Here is a 20,168-nt window from a genome sequence, read left to right on the forward strand (position 1 = left end):
CCGATTCACTTAGCTGGCACTGGTACCACGGTGTTCAAGAAAAGGAAGCTTATCAAAACCTGCGCTCGTAAGCACACGGAGCTGAATATTCAGCTCTACCGGTCATGCGGACCATATGACCCAGCGAGTTAACAAGAGCGAACCGGTCGCCTTGCATATAATTGCGGAGGCGGCCGGTACACGTTATTGTGCCTACAACAGGCCTCGCCTGGGTTGGGGTGTTACAATATGCTTATCACACCCCAACCCAGCGTAGGTACTTAGGCCGCGGCGGCTTGGCGTAGCTCGTAGCGCAGCGCGGCCACGAGGTAGTCCACGTCGGGCTGGGGCCGGGCGGCGATGCGCAGGTACTGGCTGCTGCCGTGCACTTTGTTGCCGCAGGTGCGCACAAAGCAGCGGTGGTTCAGCAGCAGGCGGTTGCGCAGCTCTTCGCCGTCGTACGCCTCATCCAGGCGTACGTACACGAAGTTGGCGAAGGAGGGAAACACGGTCAGCTCGGGCACCGCCTGCAGGGCGCGGTGCAGGTAGTCGCGGTCCTGCAGCACGCGCCGGCGGCTGGCTTCGTAGGCGGCTTTCTCCTCGACTACGAGCTTGAGCAGCAGCTCGGTGATGCCGTTCACGTTCCAGTACGGCAGGTGGCGGCGCAGCCGGGCGATGTTGGCCGGGCAGCTGATGGCGTAGCCCATGCGCAGCCCGTGCAGGCCCAGGTTTTTGCCCAGGCTCTTGAGCACCCAGGCGTTGGGGTAGTCGGCCACCACGTCCTGCACCGTGGGCGGCTCGGGCAGGGAGAAGTCGATGAACGACTCGTCGATGACGAGCGTGTCGAGGTGGCGCAGCTGCTGCATGATCCAGATAACGTCTTCGCGGCCCAGCAACGAGCCGGTGGGGTTGTTAGGGTTGCAGAGCACCGCGTTGCGCACGCCCGCGTCTTTGACGGCCTGCACGAACGCGGCGGCCGAGAGGTGTTGCTGCTGCGCGTCGGAATAGGCTACGTACTCCACCCGGCGGCCCAGGCCCTGGGGCTCGTCGGTCCAGCGGCCGAAGGAGGGTACCGGCACCAGCACGTCGTCCTGCACGAACACGGTGTTGAGCCAGGAAATCAGCTCGGTGGAGCCGTTGCCCACGATGACGCAGGCCGGGTCGGGCAAGCCGACAAACGCGCACACCAGCGCGGCCAGGTCGGAGTTGCTGCTCGGGTAGTACTTCAGCGCGTAGGGCAGCTTGCGGTAGAGCGCGTCCATTACCCGGGTGGGCGGAAAGTACGAGTTGACAGGGATGCAGTAGTCGTGCAGCTCGCCGGCGTGCTCGAAGTTTTGGGTCAGGCTGGCGTAGGAAGGACTGTGCGAGGTCTGCTGGAACAGCGACAGGTCGAGGCCGGGAGTAGGGTGGGCAGAAGCAGCGGAAATGTCCATGCGGGTCCGGGTGTAGGTGCAACATCCCCGGCGGGTGGCGCCCGCCGCAGGTTGTCCTCAGAACGGGGACCTGCCCGGCATAATTTCGCCGAACCGGGCCGCCAGCCCTTTCACTCGACCAAACCGGGAACGGAGCAGACCACACCAGCTATTTCCTAGACCGCTCGCAAGACCGCAACGGGGCTGGCCGCTGCGCGTCAGCGTTGGGCGACCCGTACCTTGCCGGATGAACGGCGTTAGTGGTACGATAACTACTACACGAATCACACCCGGCATCGTAACCAGAACCCGGGCGAAGCTTCTACACCGGAAGCCCCGATCCGTAGAATGCCGTATGCAACCCAATCACTCGTTTCTTTGCTGAATGGCTGCTTCCGATGACGCTTCCCTCAACGCCCGCCTGACGCAGCTGCGCCAGACCGACCCCGAAGCTTTTTTCCAACAGCTGTTCCACGCGCTCTACAACCCCGTCGGCACGGCGGTCTACCGGGTGGTGGCCGACCGGGACGTGGTCGACGACGTGCTACAGGAAACCTTTCTGAGCTTCTGGCAGGGGCTGGACTCGTTGCCGGCCATCGATTCGTACCGCGCCTACCTGAGCCGCATGGCCGTGAACGTGGCCCTGCGCCACCTGCAGCGCACCAAGCGCCTGGTGGCTTGGGACGATGCGCCCCCGGCCGAGCCCGTGGCCCCCGACGCCCTGGCCGGCCTGCACGCCATGGAAGCGACCGACGCCGTGGCGGCCGCCGTCGCGCGGCTGCCCACCCAGTGCCGCATTATCTTTGAGCTTAGTCGCTACGAGGAAATGAGCTACCAGCAGATTGCGGACGCCCTGGAGCTGTCCCCCAAAACGGTGGAGAACCAGATGGGCAAAGCGCTGCGCATCCTGCGCCGCGAACTGGCGGGCCTGCTTAAAAACCTGTACTGGCTGCTGCTGTGCGTTGGGGCCAGCCTGGCTCACGTCCGGGCTGCAGCGGGCGAGCCCCCGCACGCTGGCCCACCCGCGTGTCACCCGCACAATATTTTGCCGCCGCGTAGGGGTAACGCCGCCGAAAAAGCATCTACAGTATACGGGGTACCTCCCTTTAGCCCCCCTTCGCATGACCAATAGCTACGCCGACCCGGCCGATGCGCCCTGGGCGCTGCTGGCCCGCCACCTGGCTTCCGAGACGACGGCGGCCGAACGGGCGGAGCTGCGCGCGTGGGTGCAGACTGATCCCCTCCACCTGCAGATCCTCACCACCGTGACCCGCGCCTGGGAACGCGCCGGCGAAGTCGCGGCTGCGCCGGTGCTGTTTTCGCCCGCCGAGGTACAAGACGCGTGGCGGCGCCTGCAACCCAAACTGGCGGCCGCCCGACCTGCGGCCGTGTCTACCCCGGCGCCTTCCACTCAGAACAAGTCGCTGCCGCCCGCCGCTTCGCCCGCACCTACCGCGCGTCCAATCTGGCCCCTGCAACGCCGGGTGGCTGCCCGGCGCCGGCAACTGGCCCTTGGCTTGGTCCTGGTGCTGGGCGTAGGCGTTGCCCTGGCCCAGTGGCTGCTGCCTACGTCCCGGCCGCAGGTACAGACCTTTGCCAGCACCACCAGCGCCCGCCAGGTGCGCCTGCCCGACGGCAGCATGGTGTGGCTCAACGCGCATTCGCGGCTGCACTACGCCGGCTCCACGGGGAACGGTCCACGCGCCGTGCAGCTGACAGGAGAAGCTTACGTAGAGGTGGACCCCAATTCGTCCCGGCCCTTCGTGGTGACCACCACCACGGCACGCGTGCGCGCGACCGGTACGGCCTTCAACGTGCGGGCGTACGCGGCGGAGGACTCCGTGGAGGTAAGCGTGGCCCGCGGCCAGGTGTGGCTGGCGCGGCTGGGTGCCGCCGATAGCGTGCTGCTCCCGGCCGGCACCCGGGCCGCCTTGCGGGCCACGGATGCGCCCGGCCGCACCGCCACCCAACTGCGCCGCACCCCGCTCGCCGACCACAACTTCCGCGCCTGGCAGACCGACACCCTGCGGTTTGCCGACGTGCCGCTGGCCCAGGTGGCACGTACCTTACGGGCCACGTTTGGCACCCGCGTGCAGCTGGGCAGCGCCGCGCTGGCGCAGTGCCGCTTCACCGGCACGTTCGCGCATCCGAAGCCGGAGCAGGTGCTGACCGTCGTTGCCGCCGCCACGGCCAGCCAGCTTGTGCCCGACGGACCGGGCAGTTACCGGCTGCAAGGGCCGGGCTGCCCGCCCCCTGCCGCGCAGCAAGCTGATTCGGCAACGGTCAACCGCCCGCTCGGCCAGTGAGAGCGGGGACGTTGCGCTGGATTCGTTGTCGCCACGCATGGCCCTGGGTGTGGGCGGTGCTGCTGGCGTGTTGGGTTCCCGTTGGACTGACACGGGGCCAAGCGGTTGACCCGGCCCTATCCCAACCGGTACGGCTGCCTCCGGGCACCCGCCCGTTGGGTCAGGTGCTGGGGGAGTTGTCGCGCCAGGGCCGGCTGTCCTTCAGCTACAGCAGCTCGCTGGTGCCGGTTAGCCGGCTGTGTACGCTGCGGCCGGGACCGGCCCGGCCGCTGGGCGTGGTGTTGCAGCAGGTGCTGGGGGGCCAGCGAATGGCCTTCGGGCTCGTGGGTGGGCAGTTAGTCGTGTGGCCTGACCACCTACCGCCACCGGCGGGCGTTACGGCGGTGAACGGCCAGCTTCGGCGTCCGGTCCGCGCGGCGGCGCCGGGCCTGGCAAGGCCAACTGCGCCTGCGCAATCCACAGCGTCACTCCCCGACCGCCCCAAAGTTTCTACTGCTCCCGGCCAGCCCACTGCTGCGCCGGGCAGGGTCGCGAGTGGACGTGCCGTATTGGATCAATCGGCAGGGCCCAGGACAGCGGCTGCGCCCGGTCCGGCGCTGGTCGCGCGCCCAGCCGTTGCTGCCCGCAAGGCGGCACCGCAACCCGGTCCCTTGCCGGCCCGACGTCAGCAGCCGATTCCATCGGTAACCCCGAAGCCCAGCTCCGCTTTAGCTGCTGGCGGAAGCCAAGCTCGGTCAGCCGTTACCGCTCCGCCGGCCCGGGCCACCCGTTCGGCGTCCCGCCTGGCCACCAACCAAGCGCAGTCTGCCCAATCCTCCGGCCGAACGATCAAGACCCCTGCCGCGCGCGAGCTGAACCAAGGGATGGCAGCCCCAGCCGCTTCCCCCCGCGTGTTGCGCGCCCCAACTACCCGCACCCAGCTGCCCGACGTAGCCGTGACGGCCCGGCCCGTGTCGGTACAACCGGGTCTTGCCGCAGAATTACCCGCTGTTCTGCCGCTGGCCGCACCTGGTGCGCTTGCTACCGAGCCGCCTGCCCGACCAGCCGCTGCCGACGCGCCCGCCTCCCGCAGCGGGCCGGGCTGGCCGCGCGGCGTCGCGCTGCACGGCGAAGTCTGGACGAGTGAATTCATGCCCCTGAACGGAGCTATCCAGTTTGGCCCGCCCCGCCTCTACGCAATCATCAGCGCATCCGCCGACCCGGTGGGAAGGCAGACAAGTTGGGCACTGGGCGCGGGCGTGGGCACCACCGGCCGCGCCTGGGGGCGCTTCACCCCGCGGCTGGAGGTGCTGCAGTGGGTAGTGGACACCGACCAAGAAAGGGCCCCGGGGTGGCTGACCCAACTACGGCCTTCGGTCGGCTGGCAGCTCCGAGAAGGGAGGCGCTGGCAGCTTGTGGGCGCGCCGACACTCAACCTGGCCGTTGCCCGCCCCGAGCCGGGCCGCTGGTCGTTAGGGCAGAACCAATGGCTGTGGCTTGACGCAGACCGGGACCAGCCCCGATTGCGTCTCTGGCCCGGCGTGCAGGTGGGCCTGCGCTTCTAATCGGCTCCCGCGGTGCGCTATTTCACCGCCACCAAAGTGGCGTTCTCTCCCTCTTCGTTATACAAAAAAGCCTCCTGGCCACGTGGCCAGGAGGCTTTTTTGCTGGTGCGCACGGTCTAGTTCGCGCTGGTAGCAGCCGTGGTATCAGCACTGATGCAGCCCAGTTCGACGAGCTGACCGGCGGCGCAGGTGTTTTGCGACGAGCCGCGCTTTTTGGCGTGGTAACCCACCAGCAGCTTATCGCCGGCTTTGGCCTGGTAGTTCGTCCAGGTAGACCCCGTGGGAACGAGGTAGGTGCTGTCAGCCAGCTGCAGCGCCAGGCCGCAACCGGTCGTTGCGCTCAGGTCCACCACCGTGACGGCCGTGTCGCAGGTACCACCGGCGGGGGTGCATTCTTCGCCATCCTTATCGAGGCAGCTCGTAAGCAGCGAAGCGGACAACAGGCCGACCAGGGTCAGGGCAGCAAACGGGCGAGCAAAGAAGCGCTTCATAAAAAGAAGAGGGGGGTGAGGTGAAGAAAAAAAGGTGTGTCTGGAAAAAAGCCAACTCGACGCAGTAGCCGGCGCAGTGCCGCAGGTTCAGCGGCCGGAGCAAGGAGGCTGGGCGGGCGGCTCACTGATAAGAGGCAAATTGGACGGCCCGACCCCCATGCCTGGCAAAAAAATATTTTTGAGGCCTCGTTGGTTTTCTAACTATGTATCAGACTGACAAGTTTTTGCAAAAAAAGTGTTAATGCCGTTTTTGTTGCGGGCAGTGCGTACTGTTACCCGTTTCCGGCAAGCAGCCGACCGATGCTGCTGACAGCACCTGGGATACAGGGCGGCTGGCATCCCAGGTGCGCGTGCGCGTAACGTTTAAGAACCAGAATAGAAGAAAACCGGGAGCACGCAGGCGTTGAAGCGCCAATCGGAGGCACTCATCCGTCCGGTATAGGTGCCTCGCTCATGCCCGGGTTGGCGGTGTGCAGGTTGGCTCAGGCCGCCGCGCGAAAAAAAATCTTACTGGGCATGGGGGTTGGCCCGCCCGTTTTGCCTCTTATCAGTGAGCCGCCCGCGCAGCCTGCCCCTGCAACTGACGTGCACACGGAGATTTTTCCGTCTGCTGCGGTTTCCGAACTCAACGGATTTCTGGCTCGTTCCTCGGCTTCCGCTCCGCGCTTCACATTGCACATTTCTACTGTATGCTCACCATGCTTGCTACTCCCAGCCTCCCGTCGGGCGACTTGACCCGGCACGTTAAACACCTGATCCGTCGGCGTAAAGGCGTGCCGCTGAACCGGCTGCGCCCCACCGCCGATCTACAGGCCGAGTTGGGGTTTGATACGCTGGACCTGGTGGACATCATCCTGGAACTGGAGCAGCACTACCGCCTCACTATCCCGGACGAGGTGCCGCTGCGCACCATCAACGATTTTGTGCAATTTCTCAGCCGCCAGCAATCGAACGGCTCTTCCGCCCGAGCGGCCTAGACGGCAGCGGCCGGGCCGAAATCAACCACCCCTGGCCACTCCCAGCGCGGTGCCCAGCGATGCTTCGGACAGTTTTCTTTCGCTACTACAGCGCGGCTCCGTGCTGCTTCCCTGCTTCATGATTCTTCGGTTCTTGTTACTTGTATTGCTTGGGGTAGGGGCTACTGCTACGGTGGGCGTCGCACAACAGCTTACCCTCCAGGGCCGCGTAACGGACGCGGCCACGGGTGCAGCGGTGCCGTTTGCCTCGGTTTACGTGAAGGGCACGACGGCCGGCACTACCGCCGCCGATGACGGGCGTTACGAGCTGCAGATACCCCCAGGGGCCGATTCAGTCACGGCGTCGGCCATGGGCTACCGGCCCCTGAGCGGGCGCATCACCCGGCAGCTGGTTCAACGCATCGACTTGGCGCTGCCATCGGCGGCCCAGCAGCTGGGCGAGGTGGTCATCCGCTCCACCGAAAACCCGGCTTACGCCATCCTGCGCAAGGTGCAGCAGCACAAAAAGCAAAACGACAAGGCCCGGCTCGACGCCTTCGAGTTCGACAGCTACAACCGCATCGAGGTGTCCTTGTCCGACATTTCGGACCGGCTGGCCCGGCGCAAGGTGATTCGGGACATGGCCTCGGTGGCCTCCGCGGCGGGGGAGATGGAGCGCAACGCGGCCGGCAAGCCCACCGTGCCCTTGTTTGCCTCGGAGGTGATGTCGCGCTACTTCGTGCGGCACCGGCCCAACCGCGAGCGGGAGGAAATCAAACACTCGCAGCTGCACGGCGTGGCCCCGCGCGACGGCACGCTCCTGTCGCAGGTGCTGGGCTCGTCGTTTCAGGACTACGACTTCTACCCGAACTGGCAGGTGGTGATGGGCAAAGACTTCATCTCGCCCATTGCCGACGGCTGGCGCATCACCTACGACTACGACCTGGAGGACACGGTGCAGATCGGCCCCAACAAGTGCTACCAGCTGAATGTATTCCCGCGCCGGGCCCAGGACCTGGCCTTTACCGGCCGCATCTGGATTACCACCGACTCGTACGCGCTGCGCCGGGTGGATCTGAGCGTGGACCCGAAGGCCAACATCAACTTCGTGGACCAGATTCGGGTGTACCAGGACCTGACGCCCTCGGCGGCCGGGCCCTGGCTGCCGCAGCGCACCCGGGTGGTAGTCGGCATGAAGCCCACGCCCAAGCAAACCGGCCTGCTGGTGCGCTTTACGACGGTTAATTCGGGCTTCGACGTGGAGCACCCGCACGAGCTGCCGTTCTACGACCAGCCCTTCGCTGCCGCCACCGACGCGCTCAAGACGGAGCCGGAGTTCTGGCAGCAGAACCGGCCCGATACGCTGTCGGCGCAGGAAGCGCGGACCATGACGGTGCTCGACTCGGTGGGCAAGCTGCCCTCGGTGCGCACCTTCCTGGAAGTGGCCGACCTGGTGGTGAACGGCTACCAGCCCCTGGGCCCGCGCGAACGGGTGGAATTGGGCCCGTTGCTGAACTCGTACAACTGGAACAACGTGGAGGGCAGCCGCCTGCGGGTGGGCCTGCGCACCACGCCCGCCCTCAGCCGCGATTGGCTGGCCCAGGGCTACCTAGCCTACGGCACCCGCGACGGGGAGTTCAAGTACGGCCTCTCGGCCGACCGCATCGTAGACCGCACCCACTGGACGGTGCTCAGCGCCAGCCACAGCCACGACCTGGACCTGGTGGCCCTGCTCGACAATGACCGGGCCCTGGAAAGCCCCTTGTTCGAAATGGCCGCCCGCTTCGGCAACATTAAGCCGCTGCTGCCGCTGTGGCGCGACGTGACCAGCATCTCGGCCCAGACCGACCTGTTCCACAACTTCACCCAGAAGGTGACGCTGCGCCACCAACGCTTCGACCCCACCTACAACTTTGCCTACTACACCGGCAGCGAGCAGGTACCCGGGGCCCCGACGGCCCACCGGTTCAACCTCTCGGAGCTGGTGCTCGAATCGCGCTACGCCCCGGACGAGCAGTGGCTGCAACATCAGAACCACCGGACGGCCATAGGCGACAAGAAATGGCCGGTGTTTACGTTTCGCTACACCCTGGGCGTGCCCGGCGTGCTCGGCAGCGACTTTCGCTACCACAAATTCAATCTGGGCGTAGCGCAGCGCGTGCAGCTGGGCCAGCTGGGCCGCACCGAGTACATCCTCGACGCGGGCTATATCCCGAGCACGGTGCCCTACCCGGTGCTGAAGGCGCACCTGGGCAACGAATCGCCCATCTTCACCACCAACGCCTACAACCTGATGGGCTACTTCGAGTTCGTCAGCGACCGGTACGCCTCCCTGCACGTGGAGCACTATTTCGAAGGGCTGCTGATCAACGCCGTGCCCCTGCTCAAGAAGCTCGACTGGCGCCTGGTGGCGTCGGGCAACGTGCTCTACGGGGGCCTGCGCGCGGCCAACACCCTCACGACGCCGGCCGTCGATGCCTACGGGCTGCCTACGCCCACCTACCGGGGCCTGGGCCGCGCGCCCTACGCCGAGGTGGGCTATGGGGTGGAGAACATCTTCAAATTTATCCGCGTCGACTTCGTGCACCGGCTCACCTACCGCGACGAGCCCGGCGTGAAAACCTTCGGCGTGAAAGTCAGTGCGCAGTTCAAGCTGTGACGCTACCCCTGGTGGCGGACCCGCTGGCCACGGCCGCCAAAAAATACCACCTGCCGGCCCTGAACCCCATCCGCATTGTCTGCTCCACTGCATCGGCACGCCCTATGAACACGCTACGCCTCTTCCTGCTGATTCTACTCACCGCCCTCTGGGCCTACTGCCGCGCCCGGTTCGACCGGTAGTCCCATCCGCCCCGTGTTAGGGCGCTGGTTGTCACCTGCTCTTGCTGCAGGGGCTTTGTAATTGACCGGTAAAATACAATTGTCTGTGTAGCAGTAATTTGTATACATGGGTGGCACTGGGTAGAAAATATTTTTTGCTAGTGCGTGGGGGTAAGGCCGGCCGGCGAGCATCTTACTGTTAGACCGCCCGCTACGACCGACCGCTCCCCATGCTGGGGCGGTCATGGAAGCTGGAATGCGTGCGGCTGCCCTCTTTTTCTCCTCTCTTACCCTAACGGCCGCAAGCAGTAGTGCTGGCTGAACGCGACGTCACACCCCTTGATGTCCGCAGCCCGGCGCCTGTGCGCGGCGCATCCTCACGGTTATGGTTACTCCGCTTTACTCCGCGTCGCCGTCGTCGGTCGAGCTGACCCGGCAGGTGCAGCACCTGATTCGCCGGCGCAAAGGCTTGCCCCTGGGGCGGTTGCGCCCGGCCGCCGACCTGCATACCGACCTGGGCTTCGACCTGCTGGACGTGGTCGATATTATCCTGGCGCTGGAGCAGCGCTACCAGCTCACCATTCCGGACGAGCTGCCGCTGCGCACCATCGACGACTTCGTGCGCTTTCTCGGCCCTGCGCTGGCCGGCACCTCCACGGCTCAGGCCGCCTGATTCGCGGCTGTAGGCCATCTGCATTTCTCTTTTCTGTCTTTGCCGAATTCCCTGCATGTTGTCTGCTACCCGTCGCCCGAATCGTCCCGCCTTTTCCCGCTGGCTGCTGTTGCTGGCCGGCGCCGGGTGGTTGACGGTCGTGGCTTGTCAGCGGCAGGACCCGGCCCCCACCAACGACTTCGCCGCGTTGCCCACTACGGTTGCGGCCCCGGCCGACAACCCCGGCAGTCCGGCCAAAGTAGCTCTGGGCCGCGCGCTGTTCTGGGACCCGGTGTTGTCGGGCGGGCGCGACGTGAGCTGCGCGACCTGCCACCACCCCAGCAAGGCGTACGCCGACGGGCTGGACCTCTCCATCGGCGTCAACGGGCAGGGGCTGGGCAGCAGCCGGCATTTTCTGCTGCCCAATACCATTCCCTTCACGCGGCGCAACTGCACTACCGTGCTCAACGCGGCCTTCAACGGCATGGGCGCCGACGGCAGCTACAATCCCGGCACGGCCGCCATGTTCTGGGACAACCGCGCGCAGTCCCTGGAAACGCAGGCGCTCATGCCCATCACCACGCTGGAAGAAATGCGCGGCGGCCGCTACCCCGACGCACTGGCCCTGGACTCGGTAGTGGCCCGGCTGCGGCGGATTCCGGGGTACGTCACGCTGTTTCAAGCCGCGTTTGCCGAGCCTGCGCCCGTGACGGCCACCAACCTGGGCAAGGCATTGGCCTGCTTCGAGCGCACCCTGGTCGCGACCGACTCGCCCTTCGACGAGTACCTGCGCGGCAACACCGGCGCGCTGACCGCGCAGCAGGTGCAGGGCCTGAACGCGTTCGTAACAGCCGGGTGCGCCAAGTGCCATAGCGGCCCCATGCTCAGCGACTTCCAGCCCCACGTGCTCGGCGTGGCCGATAACGGGAAGCTGGCGGCATCGGACGCTGGCGTGGCCGGCACCTACGCCTTCCGCACCCCCTCGCTGCGCAACGTGGCCTTGACGGCCCCTTACATGCACAATGGCACGCTGGCCACCCTGCAGGCCGTGCTCGACTTCTACGACCGGGGCGGCCGCGGGGGCCGGCGCACCTCGCAAAACCCGCACGTCGCCACCAGCCAACTCGATCCGCTGCTGCCCGGTGACGTGCCCAATACCCAGGCCATTCTGGCTTTTCTCGACGCGCTGACGGCCAAGAGCTATGACCGCACCATCCCGGCGGCGGTGCCGAGCAGCTTGCCCGTGGGCGGCAACATCCGCTGAGCATTCACCCTGGCTGGTGCAGCGCACTGCGTCCGCGCTGGCCTTTTCCAGGCCGCCTGCTTCTTCTCCTTCTGCTTTTTCTTCCCTGCCAAGGCACGGCCAACGAGCCGCGCCGGGCTCCATCAGTGCTTTTTCGATCATGATGTCTACCCGCCAACTCCTCCCGCAGCGCAGTCGTACCCGGTGGGCGCGCTTGCTCGGTTTGCTCCTGGCGCTGCTGCTGGGGCTGAGCCTGCGGGTGCAGGCCACGCACATTGTGGGCGGCGAGATGGAACTGGTGCACCAGCAGGGCAGCACCTACACGCTGGTGCTGAACCTGTACTTCGATGCCGTCAACGGCAACGTGGCCGCGCTGGACGCGCAGATGACGGCCGGTATCTTCGAGAAGGCCACCAACCGCCGCCTGCAGGACGTAACCCTGCCACTGACCTCGAATACCTTCGTCAGCTACACCAACCCGGCCTGTGCCGCCGGCTCGCTGAGCACCCGCAAGCTGGTGTACAGCAAAGACCTTACCCTCGACGCGGCCACCTACGCCAGTGCCGGCGGCTACTACGCCAGCGTGGAGCGCTGCTGCCGCAACCTGAGCATCAGCAACATCGTGAACCCCGGGGCGGCGGCCCAGGCCTTCTACCTGGAGTTTCCGGCCGTGGCGCGCGGTGGCCAGCCATTCGTCGACTCCACCCCGCGCATCTTCCCGCCCTTGGGCGACTATGCTTGTCTGGGCGAGCTGTTCTACTACGACTTCGGCGGGCAGGACGCCGACGGCGACTCGCTGGCCTACGACATGGTGACCCCGCTCAACGGCCACGCCACCGCTTCCCTGCCTGACCCGGCACAGGCCTTGCCGGCTCCCTACAGCACCGTGACGTGGGCTGCCGGCCTAAGCGCGCAAAACCAGCTGCCCGGCGCCCCGACGATGACCATTGACGCCCGTACGGGCCGCCTCACGGTGCGGCCCACGCGGCTGGGGCTGTTTGTGTTTGGGGTACGGTGCGCCGAATATCGTCGGGGCGTCAAAATAGGGGAGACGCGCCGGGACTTTCAGCTGCTGGTCGTGGCCTGCCCGACCAACCAAGCCCCAACCGTGCAGCTGTTTACGGCCGGCCAGACCCGCGCCTACCAGCCCAGCCGCGACACCCTGCGCCTGCGCATCGACCAGGACCCGTGCCTGCGGGTGCGCTTCACCGACCCCGACCCCGGCAGCCAGCTGCGCGTGCGGCTGCGCCCGGTCAACTTCACCGCCCCCGTGCCGACCTGGGGCGGCGCCACCAGCGGCACCGTACGAGCGGCCGGCGCCCCCGATACGCTGCAGGCGACCCTGTGCTTCGACCCGTGCCAGACCCCGCCGGGGAACGTATACCTGCTCGACATCATCGTGGCCGACAACGGCTGCGCCCTACCCAAGCAGGACACGGTGCGCCTGACCTTTACGCCCGAGCCCGGGCGCAATACCCCGCCCGTGCTGACGTCCTCCTTCCCGCCCGCCGGCGGCACCACCCCGGCGCTGGTGCGCGTGCCCGTGGGCAGCTCCTACACCGCTACGCTGCTGGGCACCGACGCCGACCAGAACCCGCTGGTGCTGAGTGCCACTGGACAAGGATTTGACCTCAGCGCTGCCGGCATGCAGTTCGACGCCCAGAGCGGCGCGGGCCGTGCTACCGGCACGTTCCGCTGGCAGGCTACCTGCACCGGTGCCAGCAGCGGCCAGGAGCTGACGGTGCTCTTCCAGCTGCGGGAATCGGCGGTGTGCAACGGCCAGCCCGTCACGCTGCCGGTGCGCTTCCAGCTGGTGCCGGCCGCTGATACGGTGGCCTTCGTGCCGCCGAACATCATCACCCCGAACGGGGACGGACTCAACGACGAGTTCACCCTGCCGACGCTGCCGCCCGATTTCTGCGACGTGCGCTTCGCCGGGGTAACCATCTTCAACCGTTGGGGCCGCGAAGTATACCGCTCGCCCGAGCGCAGCTTCCGCTGGGGCGGCGCCGGCCTGGCCGGCACCTACTACTACCTCATCACCTACACCAACGGCCGCAAGTTCAAAGGCTGGCTGGAGGTACTGCCGGCCGCCGGCGCCACCACAAACTAATCTACCGGTTTCCGCCCCTGCCCGCCCACGGTCTGCCGCCCATACCGACGGCCTCACTGCTTACCGAATGCATACACCGCTACCCCAACGACTAGTCCGCAGTGGCTGTTTGCTGCTTCTGTGCGGCTGGGGACTTATTATCAACGCGGCGGCCCAAACGCCAGCGGATAGCCTGCCCGCTGGTGCCGGGCGCCCACTACTGGTCCGGCCGCCGCTGCCCACGCCGCCGGCGGTGGCGACCAAACCCGTGCTGCGCCGCGTGCTCGTGCCGGCCACGCTGCTGACGTTGGCCGTGCTCAGTACCAAGAAAGTGGGGGTACTGGAAACCGACGCCGCCGTGCGCGCCCAGGTGCAAGCCGGTCCACGCATCCGCACCAACATCGATGACCAGCTGCGGCACACGCCTGCGTACGCGAGCCTGGGGCTAAGCCTGCTGGGCGTACGCGGCCGGCACACCACCCTCAATCAAGCGTTGCTCTTCGGCCTGACCTATACCCTCAACAACACGTTGACCAGCCACCTGAAGCGCCTGACCCGGGTGGAGCGGCCGTTGGGCAACAGCTTCGACTCGTTTCCGAGTGCCCATACCAGCGCGGCGTTTTCGGCCGCGACCCTGCTGCACAAGGAATACGGCGGCCGCAGCATCTGGTACAGCGTCGGGGGCTACACCGCCGCCGGCGTTACCGGCGGCCTGCGCATCGCCAAGGACAACCACTGGCTGTCCGACGTACTGGCCGGGGCGGCCGTGGGCATCGTCTCGACCGAGTTGGCGTACTGGGCCTACCCCTGGCTGCACCGGCAATTGGTCAAGGGCTTGGGTGAGCGAACCATTGTCGTGCCGAGCTACGTGAACGGGGCAGCCGGCGCCACCGTGGTTTGGGTGCTGTAGCCAGCGCGAATCTGCCTGGGAGGCGCCAGGCTTTCGGCTGGGCTCCGGTGGCCCGGCCATCGGCACGCGGGGGCTTTTCGCGGCCCGAGCGCCGATGGACCCGGGCAGTTGGTCGACCCGTTTCGCCGGGCCGTGCGTGCGTGTCGTTATTTAGGAGCGTTGTTCGTCCATGGCCTCTTTGTTCTCCCAGCTTGCCCATGCTTGATTCCTGGCTTCGCCCCTACGTCCGCTGGCAGTACCGCGTCCGGGAGCCGGCCCTGACCGCGCTGCTGCTCGGGCAGTTGGTGTTGTTGTTCGTGGTCAGCCCGCTGTCCAGCGCGCACGTGTTGACCTACGAAACCGTCAACGGCCTGCAACTGCTGCTGCTGGGCATTTCCTACTTCGCGCTGCCCCGGCGCAGCTGGGTGCGCACGCTGATTGTGCTGTGCGTGCTGCCGCTGGGGTGGGTGTGGTTCGCCGGCTCCAACAAATACGTCGGGCTGGCCCTGCGCATGGGCGTCACCGGCAGCATTACCCTCGCCGTAGCGCAAGCCGTCCTGCGGGCCCGGCGGGTGACGCGGCACCAGTTGCTGGGCGCGGTGGTGGTCTACTTGAACGTCGCCCTGCTGTTCATGGGCGCCTTCATTGCCTTGAACGACCTGCTGCCGCTGGCCTTTACCAACGCCGCCCACGGGCCCCTGCGCCCCGGCGAGCTGCTGTATTTCAGCCTGACCACGCTCACGTCCACCGGCTACGGCGACATCCTGCCGGTGCACCCGCTGGCGCGCAGCCTGGCCAACCTGGAGGCGGTTTTCGGCCAGCTCTTCCTGGCCATCCTGCTCGCGCGCCTGGTGAGCCTGCACGTCAGCAACCGGCGTTAACCCCTGCTGCGTGGGGACCAAGCGTCGGCCGGGCGTCTGGTGCAGCGCAGGTGAAAAGTACCTCATGGCGCACGTCCTTTCATTTTTTACGTTTTGCTTATGCGCACTGTTGTTTTCATAGGAGGCCTGCTGACGGCAGCGGCCTTGCTGGCCTGGCAGCAGCAGACTCCGATGAGCCAGGCCATCGTGGCGGCCAAGCCGGTGGTGGCACCGGGGTGCGCTGCCGCCACCGGCTTGGCGCGGGTCGTGTGTCTGGCCGACGCCTTTAAAGCCTCGCTGACGCCCGCCCAACTGGCGCAGGCACAGCGGGCGTATTCCAAGGCCGACGCGGCCAAGTGGTCGAACTTCCCGCAGCAGTTCACCCGCCCGCAGCGGGTGGGCATTGCGCTCGGCTCGCTCACGGCGCCGCAGCTGGCTGCCGCCAAAGCCCTCCTGGCCAGTGTGCTGGCGCAGCAGGTGCCCAACGAAGGGTTCGACGAACTAGAAGGCCTGCTGGCGCTCGACGACACCATCGCGCAGCATACCCGCAAGTCGGCCTTTGGGGCGGGGAATTATTACCTGGCCCTGCTGGGCACGCCGAGCCTGACCGGGCGCTGGGAGCTGCAGTACGGGGGCCACCACTACGCCTTCGGCAATACCTACCAAGACGGTCACACGGCGGGCGTAACGCCCAGCTTCCGCGGAGCCGAGCCGGTGACGCCCGTGCGGGCCGCCGGCCGCACCTTCCACCCGATGGCGCAGGAGCAGGCGGCCGCGGCCACCTTGCTGCAGAGCCTCAGCACCGCCCAGCAGGCCACAGCCCGGTTGAGCACGACATTCAACGACGTGCTGCTGGGCCCAGGCCAGGATGGACAGTTCCCCGGCACGCGGCAAGGCGTGCGCGTGGGCGAGCTGAGCCCGGCGCAGCAGCAACTGGCCCTGCAGCTCATCCAGCGGTACGTAAGTGACCTGGAGCCGGCTACGGCTGCCCCGATCCTGGCCCGCTACACGGCGGAGCTGCCCGCCACATACCTGGCCTTGGTTAAAAGTTTGGTACAAAAGTTAAACGGGCGGGGCGGGTGGCTCCTCCCATCGGAAGGCAAAAAGTGCGTCCAGATCGAAGCGCAGCGAATCTTTCAGCGCTTCGTCGGAGAAATCGAATTCGCCGTGCAGGTTGATGTGCTGCCAGCTCACCGGCGAGCTGGCAGCGATGGCGTCGGCCACAGCCTGGCGCTCGGCCGCCGGGGCCTGTAGCAGGTATTGGTTTAAGTAGAGGCAATTCCAGCACACGATGACGTTTTGTACCAGCCGCTTGCAGGCATCGGCCAGCTGTTGCTCTTCTTTGCCGGCGTAGGGCAACTGCCCGTTCTGCCCGTAGAACACGGCCCGGGCGAGCGAGTGGGTGCTTTCGAGCTTGTCGAGCTGCTCGTCGATGCGCTTGCGCAGCCCCTGGTCGTCCATGTAGCGCAGCAGAAACTCGGTCTTGACCGCCCGCCCCAGCTCGCGCAGGGCCAGGTACACGGGGTGGTGTTAGGAATAGGAGTTGAGGCGCCGCAGCACGGTGGAGGCCGTCACGTGTTTGTGCTTTAGACTAGCTACCAACCGCACCAGCGTGTCCCACTGCGCCTCGATCAGCGCCCGGTCCAGGCGCTTGACCGGCGCCAGGCCGTGGGCCGTCAGGTCAGGCACGTCCATGCCGGCGAAGGCATAGAGCTGCTGGTCCTGGAACGACTGAATGCGCGGGGCGAAGGCTACTTGTATCAGGAAGGTGACGGCGAAATTGACTTCGCTGAAGCCGTGGGTATCGGTCGAGTGAATAGTCGACTCGACCACGTCGTTGTGCAGCAGCCCGTCGAGCAGGTAGGCCGCCTCGCGCTCGGAGGCGCTGATGGTGACGGAGTGAAACAGCCGGTGCCGGTCGTCGAGGAAGCCGTAGGAGACGATGCCTTTGTCCTGCCCAAAGTACTTGTAGGAGTGCGTCGCGTGAATGGAATCCACGGTCACGTAGTACTTCTGTCCGTCGGAGGAGGTGTGCGTCTGGTCCGGGTCGCGCTGGAACAAGCGGCTGACGGGCAGCTTGCCCATCAAGGCAATGACCGCGTCGTTGGCCCGGCGCAGGTTCTCCAGGGAGAAGTACCAGTTCACGGTGTTTTCCAAGGTGGACTGGGCCACGTGCCTGGCGGCGTGGGCCATGCGCGTCAGGCCCAGGTTGCAGCCGTAGGCCATCACGGCGGCGAAGAACACGCGGTCGGCCGGGCGGGGCGGGCGGTGGCGCGGGCTCCAGTGCTCCAGGCACGCGGTGAAGCGGCAGGCCTGGTTGACCGTGTGCAGGGCCTCGTGCAGCGAAATCAGGCCCGGCGCGGGAAACAAGGGCCGCGGCGGCGGGGCCTCCTCGTCCGCCGGCCGGGCCGGGGTGAGGAAGCGGGGCCGTCCGCCCCCGGCCCGCGGCTTCACCCCGGGGTTGGTGCCGGCCGCCAGCCGCCCGAAGGTGTGGGCAAAGGCCGCCGCCAGCTGGGCCTGCAGCGCGTCCAGGAAGGGCCCGGGCGTGCGCAGGTGCGTCAGGTTCGTGCGCACGAGCAGCTCCTCGCGTTGCGCGGCCCACGCGGCCGCGTCGAGCAGGTAGGTGTCGAAGGGGCGGTAGCGCAACAAGTGCGCCAGGTTGAGTTTGCCCGCTTTCAGGTGGTCGGCCACGTAGCCCGCCAGCAGGGCCTTGTAGAGCGACACGGGACTGGCCGCGGCGGCCAGGGCCGCCCGCTCGGCCGGTTTGAGAAACCCCGTCGGCGGCTGGCTGCCCAGCTGGCCGTCGCGCGCCCGGTAGTGCTGCAGGGCCTGCACCAGGGGGCTGTCGGCCGGGCCGTCGTAAGTTACGCGGCGCAGGATGTCGCCCAGCCGCCGCTGCAGGGCGCGGGAGCGTTCCTCGACGACCTGGTAGTAGGGGCCGCTGGCGTTGCCGGCGCCGCCCTTGCGCAGCCGCTGGGCGCAGGTGCGCACCTGCGCGAAGGCCGCCACGTCCGGCGTCTGCAGCCAGGCCAGCAGGGCGGCTACCTTCTCGTCGTTGGTGCGGTCGAAGGCGAAGGCCACGTGCTCCAGGGCGGCCAGGGCCGCGCCGTGGGCCACGACCCCGTCGAGCACCTGCCGCCACTGGGCGGCCGTGTCCTGCTGCTGGCGGTAGACACGTTCCTGCGTGTCGCGCTGGGCGGCGTTGCGGTGGGTCTGCACGGCTTGCTGCAAGGTTTCGGTGAGCAGGTCGCCGAGCTGGTAGTACTGGTAGATGACGAAGCAGAGCACCATCAGGTACTTCTTGTCGGCCTGCTGCCGCACTTGAAAGACCTGGGCCCGCTCCACGTAGCGGGCGTAGTAGCGCACCACCTCCTCCGACAAGTCCAGCGCCTGCACCACCGGGTACACCTGCCCAAACAGGGCTTGCAGCACGGCGTAGTCCTGCACGTTGGCGCGGATGGCGGCGGCGCGCATCAGCTCCCGGCTGCGCTTGAGCGTGGTCAGGCGGTAAGGCCGGTGGGAATGCGCCGGCTCGTCGGCCGCGGTGGCGAACAAGCCGTCGAGCTGCTGGCGCACGGCGGGCGTGAGCAACGCCGCCAGGTGGGTGGTGAGCTGCTGCTCGACGGCGCGGAAAGCGTCCGTGACCACGCCGGCCAGCGCGGCGTAGATGGGCACCTCCCAGCGGCGGGCCCGCAGCGTGTCCACGGCCGCGCGGAAGACGGCGGTCGGGTTCAGCTGCTGGCGGGCGAAGTGCATCACCTGCGCGCGCACGGCCGCCTCGACCTGCTCGAAGGGGGCCACGCCGCACTGCTGCAGAATCAGCTGGCGGTGGTGAAAGCGGGTGGCTTTGTCGTAGCGCTCCCACGCGATGGGACCCAGGCGGAAGCGTTGCTGCACGTAGGCGCAGTCGGCGGCCCGGAACCGGTCGGCCGGGTAAAACCGCCCGGTGGCCTGAAAATAGCTCACCTGCACCGCGAAGCCGCCCCGGCTGTGGGGGGTGACGAGGCTGCCGAGCACCTGCGCGGCCCAGTCGGGCAGGTGGCAGTAGAGCTTGCGCTGGGCGGCGGTCCACTTGGGCGGGTGCTCGAAGGCGCGCCGCTGCGCGTCGTCGAGCAAGGGCAGGTGCCGGGCCACGGGCCTACCGGGCGGTCGGGGCCTGCAGCGCCAGCTGGCGGCGGTAGCGCTTGACGCTCGACTCGCTCACGCCGGTGGCGGCCACGGCCTGGTGCACGGACATGCCCGCGTCCAGGCAGGCCTTGACCTTGGCCAGCTTCGCCGCGTCCGCCCCGGCGCGGCGGCCCAGGTGCTTGCCCTGCGCCTTGGCCAGGGCGATGCCCGCCGTGGCCCGCTCGCGGATGCTCTCGCGGTCGTACTCGGCCAGGGCGGCGAAGATGCCCAGCACCAGCCGCCCGGCCGGCGTGGCCGTGTCGATGCCCAGGTCCAGAGCGACGAAGCGCACCTGGCGCTCGTGCAGGGCGGCCACCACCTGCAGGATGTGGGCGCTGTTGCGGCCCAGCCGGTTCAGGCGCGCCACGGTCACCGTGTCGCCGGCGCGCACGCCGGCCAGCAGCTCCTGCAGGGCCGGGCGCTGGGTGGCGGTGCCGCTGATCTTTTCCTGGTAGATGCGCTCCACCCCGGCCGCCTGCAGCTGGTCGAGTTGGGTGTCGAGGTGCTGGTCTTTGGCCGAGACGCGGGCGTAGCCGAAATGCATGGAAACGGGTCAACAAGATGGGGCCAGCAAGATACGACGGTGGCCCCACTTTCTGGCCCCGCTTTTATCGGCTCCTCCGGTAGTGGTTGGCGGGGGCCAGCAGGGTACACCTTCCTGAACCCCTTAATAATTGCCATCAATAGGCCCTACACAAGTCGGTTCTTACCTCACTTCAAAACCATCTAACAACTTCGGTGAGCCGCCATTATTTGA

15 protein-coding genes and 1 pseudogene are annotated in these 20,168 nt (G+C 67.1%); 12 read left to right on the plus strand and 4 right to left on the minus strand.

Annotation, left to right across the window (positions count from 1 at the left end; all coding sequences use genetic code 11):
• Positions 1-260: 260 nt before the first annotated feature.
• Positions 261-1,412: a pyridoxal phosphate-dependent aminotransferase gene (locus EJV47_RS02985; protein WP_126691643.1), complete on the minus strand. Its 1,152-nt coding sequence runs from the start codon at positions 1,410-1,412 to the stop codon at positions 261-263.
• A 364-nt stretch (positions 1,413-1,776) separates the two neighbouring features.
• Between EJV47_RS02985 and EJV47_RS02990 the strand changes: the two genes are divergently transcribed.
• The 3 genes from EJV47_RS02990 (at position 1,777) to EJV47_RS03000 (ending at position 5,241) form a co-directional block, all read left to right on the plus strand.
• Entirely contained in the window at positions 1,777-2,523 is a 747-nt protein-coding gene (locus EJV47_RS02990) for a sigma-70 family RNA polymerase sigma factor (RefSeq protein WP_126691644.1), read from the plus strand.
• The gene (locus EJV47_RS02995; protein ID WP_126691645.1) at positions 2,513-3,697 is read left to right on the plus strand and encodes a FecR family protein; all 1,185 of its coding nucleotides are present in this window, start codon (positions 2,513-2,515) and stop codon (positions 3,695-3,697) included. Before EJV47_RS02990 ends, EJV47_RS02995 begins: the two co-directional genes overlap by 11 nt.
• An 890-nt stretch (positions 3,698-4,587) precedes the next feature.
• Positions 4,588-5,241 carry a hypothetical protein gene (locus EJV47_RS03000; RefSeq protein ID WP_126691646.1) on the plus strand — a complete coding sequence of 218 codons (654 nt, stop codon included), beginning with the start codon at positions 4,588-4,590 and terminating at the stop codon, positions 5,239-5,241.
• A gap of 116 nt (positions 5,242-5,357) precedes the next feature.
• On the opposite strand, the gene EJV47_RS03005 is transcribed toward EJV47_RS03000, so the two are convergent.
• A complete protein-coding gene (locus tag EJV47_RS03005; RefSeq protein WP_126691647.1) occupies positions 5,358-5,732 on the minus strand; it encodes a hypothetical protein in 375 nt (124 codons plus the stop codon).
• A 689-nt stretch (positions 5,733-6,421) separates the two neighbouring features.
• Here EJV47_RS03005 and EJV47_RS03010 point away from each other — a divergent pair.
• The 9 genes from EJV47_RS03010 (at position 6,422) to EJV47_RS03050 (ending at position 16,498) form a co-directional block, all read left to right on the plus strand.
• The gene (locus EJV47_RS03010; RefSeq protein ID WP_243650981.1) at positions 6,422-6,709 is read left to right on the plus strand and encodes an acyl carrier protein; all 288 of its coding nucleotides are present in this window, start codon (positions 6,422-6,424) and stop codon (positions 6,707-6,709) included.
• A 118-nt stretch (positions 6,710-6,827) separates the two neighbouring features.
• Positions 6,828-9,347, plus strand: coding sequence for a DUF5686 and carboxypeptidase-like regulatory domain-containing protein (locus EJV47_RS03015; protein ID WP_126691648.1), 2,520 nt, complete (start codon positions 6,828-6,830; stop codon positions 9,345-9,347).
• Positions 9,344-9,529 (plus strand): hypothetical protein, encoded by a 186-nt coding sequence (locus EJV47_RS03020; RefSeq protein WP_126691649.1) that lies wholly within the window; start codon positions 9,344-9,346, stop codon positions 9,527-9,529. Before EJV47_RS03015 ends, EJV47_RS03020 begins: the two co-directional genes overlap by 4 nt.
• 364 nt (positions 9,530-9,893) lie before the next feature.
• Positions 9,894-10,181, plus strand: coding sequence for an acyl carrier protein (locus EJV47_RS03025; protein WP_126691650.1), 288 nt, complete (start codon positions 9,894-9,896; stop codon positions 10,179-10,181).
• Between the two features lie 55 nt (positions 10,182-10,236).
• Positions 10,237-11,424 (plus strand): cytochrome-c peroxidase, encoded by a 1,188-nt coding sequence (locus EJV47_RS03030; RefSeq protein ID WP_126691651.1) that lies wholly within the window; start codon positions 10,237-10,239, stop codon positions 11,422-11,424.
• A 202-nt stretch (positions 11,425-11,626) separates the two neighbouring features.
• On the plus strand, positions 11,627-13,516 hold the full coding sequence (locus EJV47_RS03035) for a T9SS type B sorting domain-containing protein (RefSeq protein WP_165903598.1): 1,890 nt from the start codon (positions 11,627-11,629) through the stop codon (positions 13,514-13,516).
• A gap of 232 nt (positions 13,517-13,748) precedes the next feature.
• Positions 13,749-14,405, plus strand: coding sequence for a phosphatase PAP2 family protein (locus tag EJV47_RS03040; protein ID WP_165903599.1), 657 nt, complete (start codon positions 13,749-13,751; stop codon positions 14,403-14,405).
• Positions 14,406-14,602: 197 nt separating this feature from the next.
• Positions 14,603-15,265, plus strand: a complete 663-nt coding sequence (locus EJV47_RS28355) for a potassium channel family protein (protein ID WP_207895815.1) — start codon at positions 14,603-14,605, stop codon at positions 15,263-15,265.
• Between the two features lie 171 nt (positions 15,266-15,436).
• Complete coding sequence (locus EJV47_RS03050; RefSeq protein WP_243650989.1) at positions 15,437-16,498, plus strand: DUF3500 domain-containing protein; 1,062 nt, start codon at positions 15,437-15,439, stop codon at positions 16,496-16,498.
• Here the strand turns inward: EJV47_RS03050 and EJV47_RS03060 are convergent.
• Both EJV47_RS03060 and EJV47_RS03065 read right to left on the minus strand, forming a co-directional pair.
• Positions 16,463-19,378: pseudogene (locus EJV47_RS03060) on the minus strand (Tn3 family transposase); the annotation flags it as partial. The gene EJV47_RS03050 and the pseudogene EJV47_RS03060 overlap by 36 nt on opposite strands.
• Positions 19,379-19,382: 4 nt before the next feature.
• Complete coding sequence (locus tag EJV47_RS03065) at positions 19,383-19,955, minus strand: recombinase family protein (RefSeq protein ID WP_126691657.1); 573 nt, start codon at positions 19,953-19,955, stop codon at positions 19,383-19,385.
• Positions 19,956-20,168: the final 213 nt, after the last annotated feature.

It is taken from the genome of Hymenobacter gummosus (assembly GCF_003970915.1).
Taxonomy (GTDB): Bacteria; Bacteroidota; Bacteroidia; order Cytophagales; family Hymenobacteraceae; genus Solirubrum; species Solirubrum gummosum.

What these genes read in the sequence shown, in the direction of transcription:
- EJV47_RS03025 (WP_126691650.1), top strand. Translation starts at nt 9,894, where the DNA reads ATGGTTACTCCGCTTTACTCCGCGTCGCCGTCGTCGGTCGAGCTGACC.
- EJV47_RS03065 (WP_126691657.1), bottom strand. Translation starts at nt 19,955, where the DNA reads ATGCATTTCGGCTACGCCCGCGTCTCGGCCAAAGACCAGCACCTCGAC.
- EJV47_RS28355 (WP_207895815.1), top strand. Translation starts at nt 14,603, where the DNA reads ATGCTTGATTCCTGGCTTCGCCCCTACGTCCGCTGGCAGTACCGCGTC.
- EJV47_RS03010 (WP_243650981.1), top strand. Translation starts at nt 6,422, where the DNA reads ATGCTCACCATGCTTGCTACTCCCAGCCTCCCGTCGGGCGACTTGACC.
- EJV47_RS02995 (WP_126691645.1), top strand. Translation starts at nt 2,513, where the DNA reads ATGACCAATAGCTACGCCGACCCGGCCGATGCGCCCTGGGCGCTGCTG.
- EJV47_RS03005 (WP_126691647.1), bottom strand. Translation starts at nt 5,732, where the DNA reads ATGAAGCGCTTCTTTGCTCGCCCGTTTGCTGCCCTGACCCTGGTCGGC.
- EJV47_RS02990 (WP_126691644.1), top strand. Translation starts at nt 1,777, where the DNA reads ATGGCTGCTTCCGATGACGCTTCCCTCAACGCCCGCCTGACGCAGCTG.
- EJV47_RS03015 (WP_126691648.1), top strand. Translation starts at nt 6,828, where the DNA reads ATGATTCTTCGGTTCTTGTTACTTGTATTGCTTGGGGTAGGGGCTACT.
- EJV47_RS03050 (WP_243650989.1), top strand. Translation starts at nt 15,437, where the DNA reads ATGAGCCAGGCCATCGTGGCGGCCAAGCCGGTGGTGGCACCGGGGTGC.
- EJV47_RS03030 (WP_126691651.1), top strand. Translation starts at nt 10,237, where the DNA reads ATGTTGTCTGCTACCCGTCGCCCGAATCGTCCCGCCTTTTCCCGCTGG.
- EJV47_RS02985 (WP_126691643.1), bottom strand. Translation starts at nt 1,412, where the DNA reads ATGGACATTTCCGCTGCTTCTGCCCACCCTACTCCCGGCCTCGACCTG.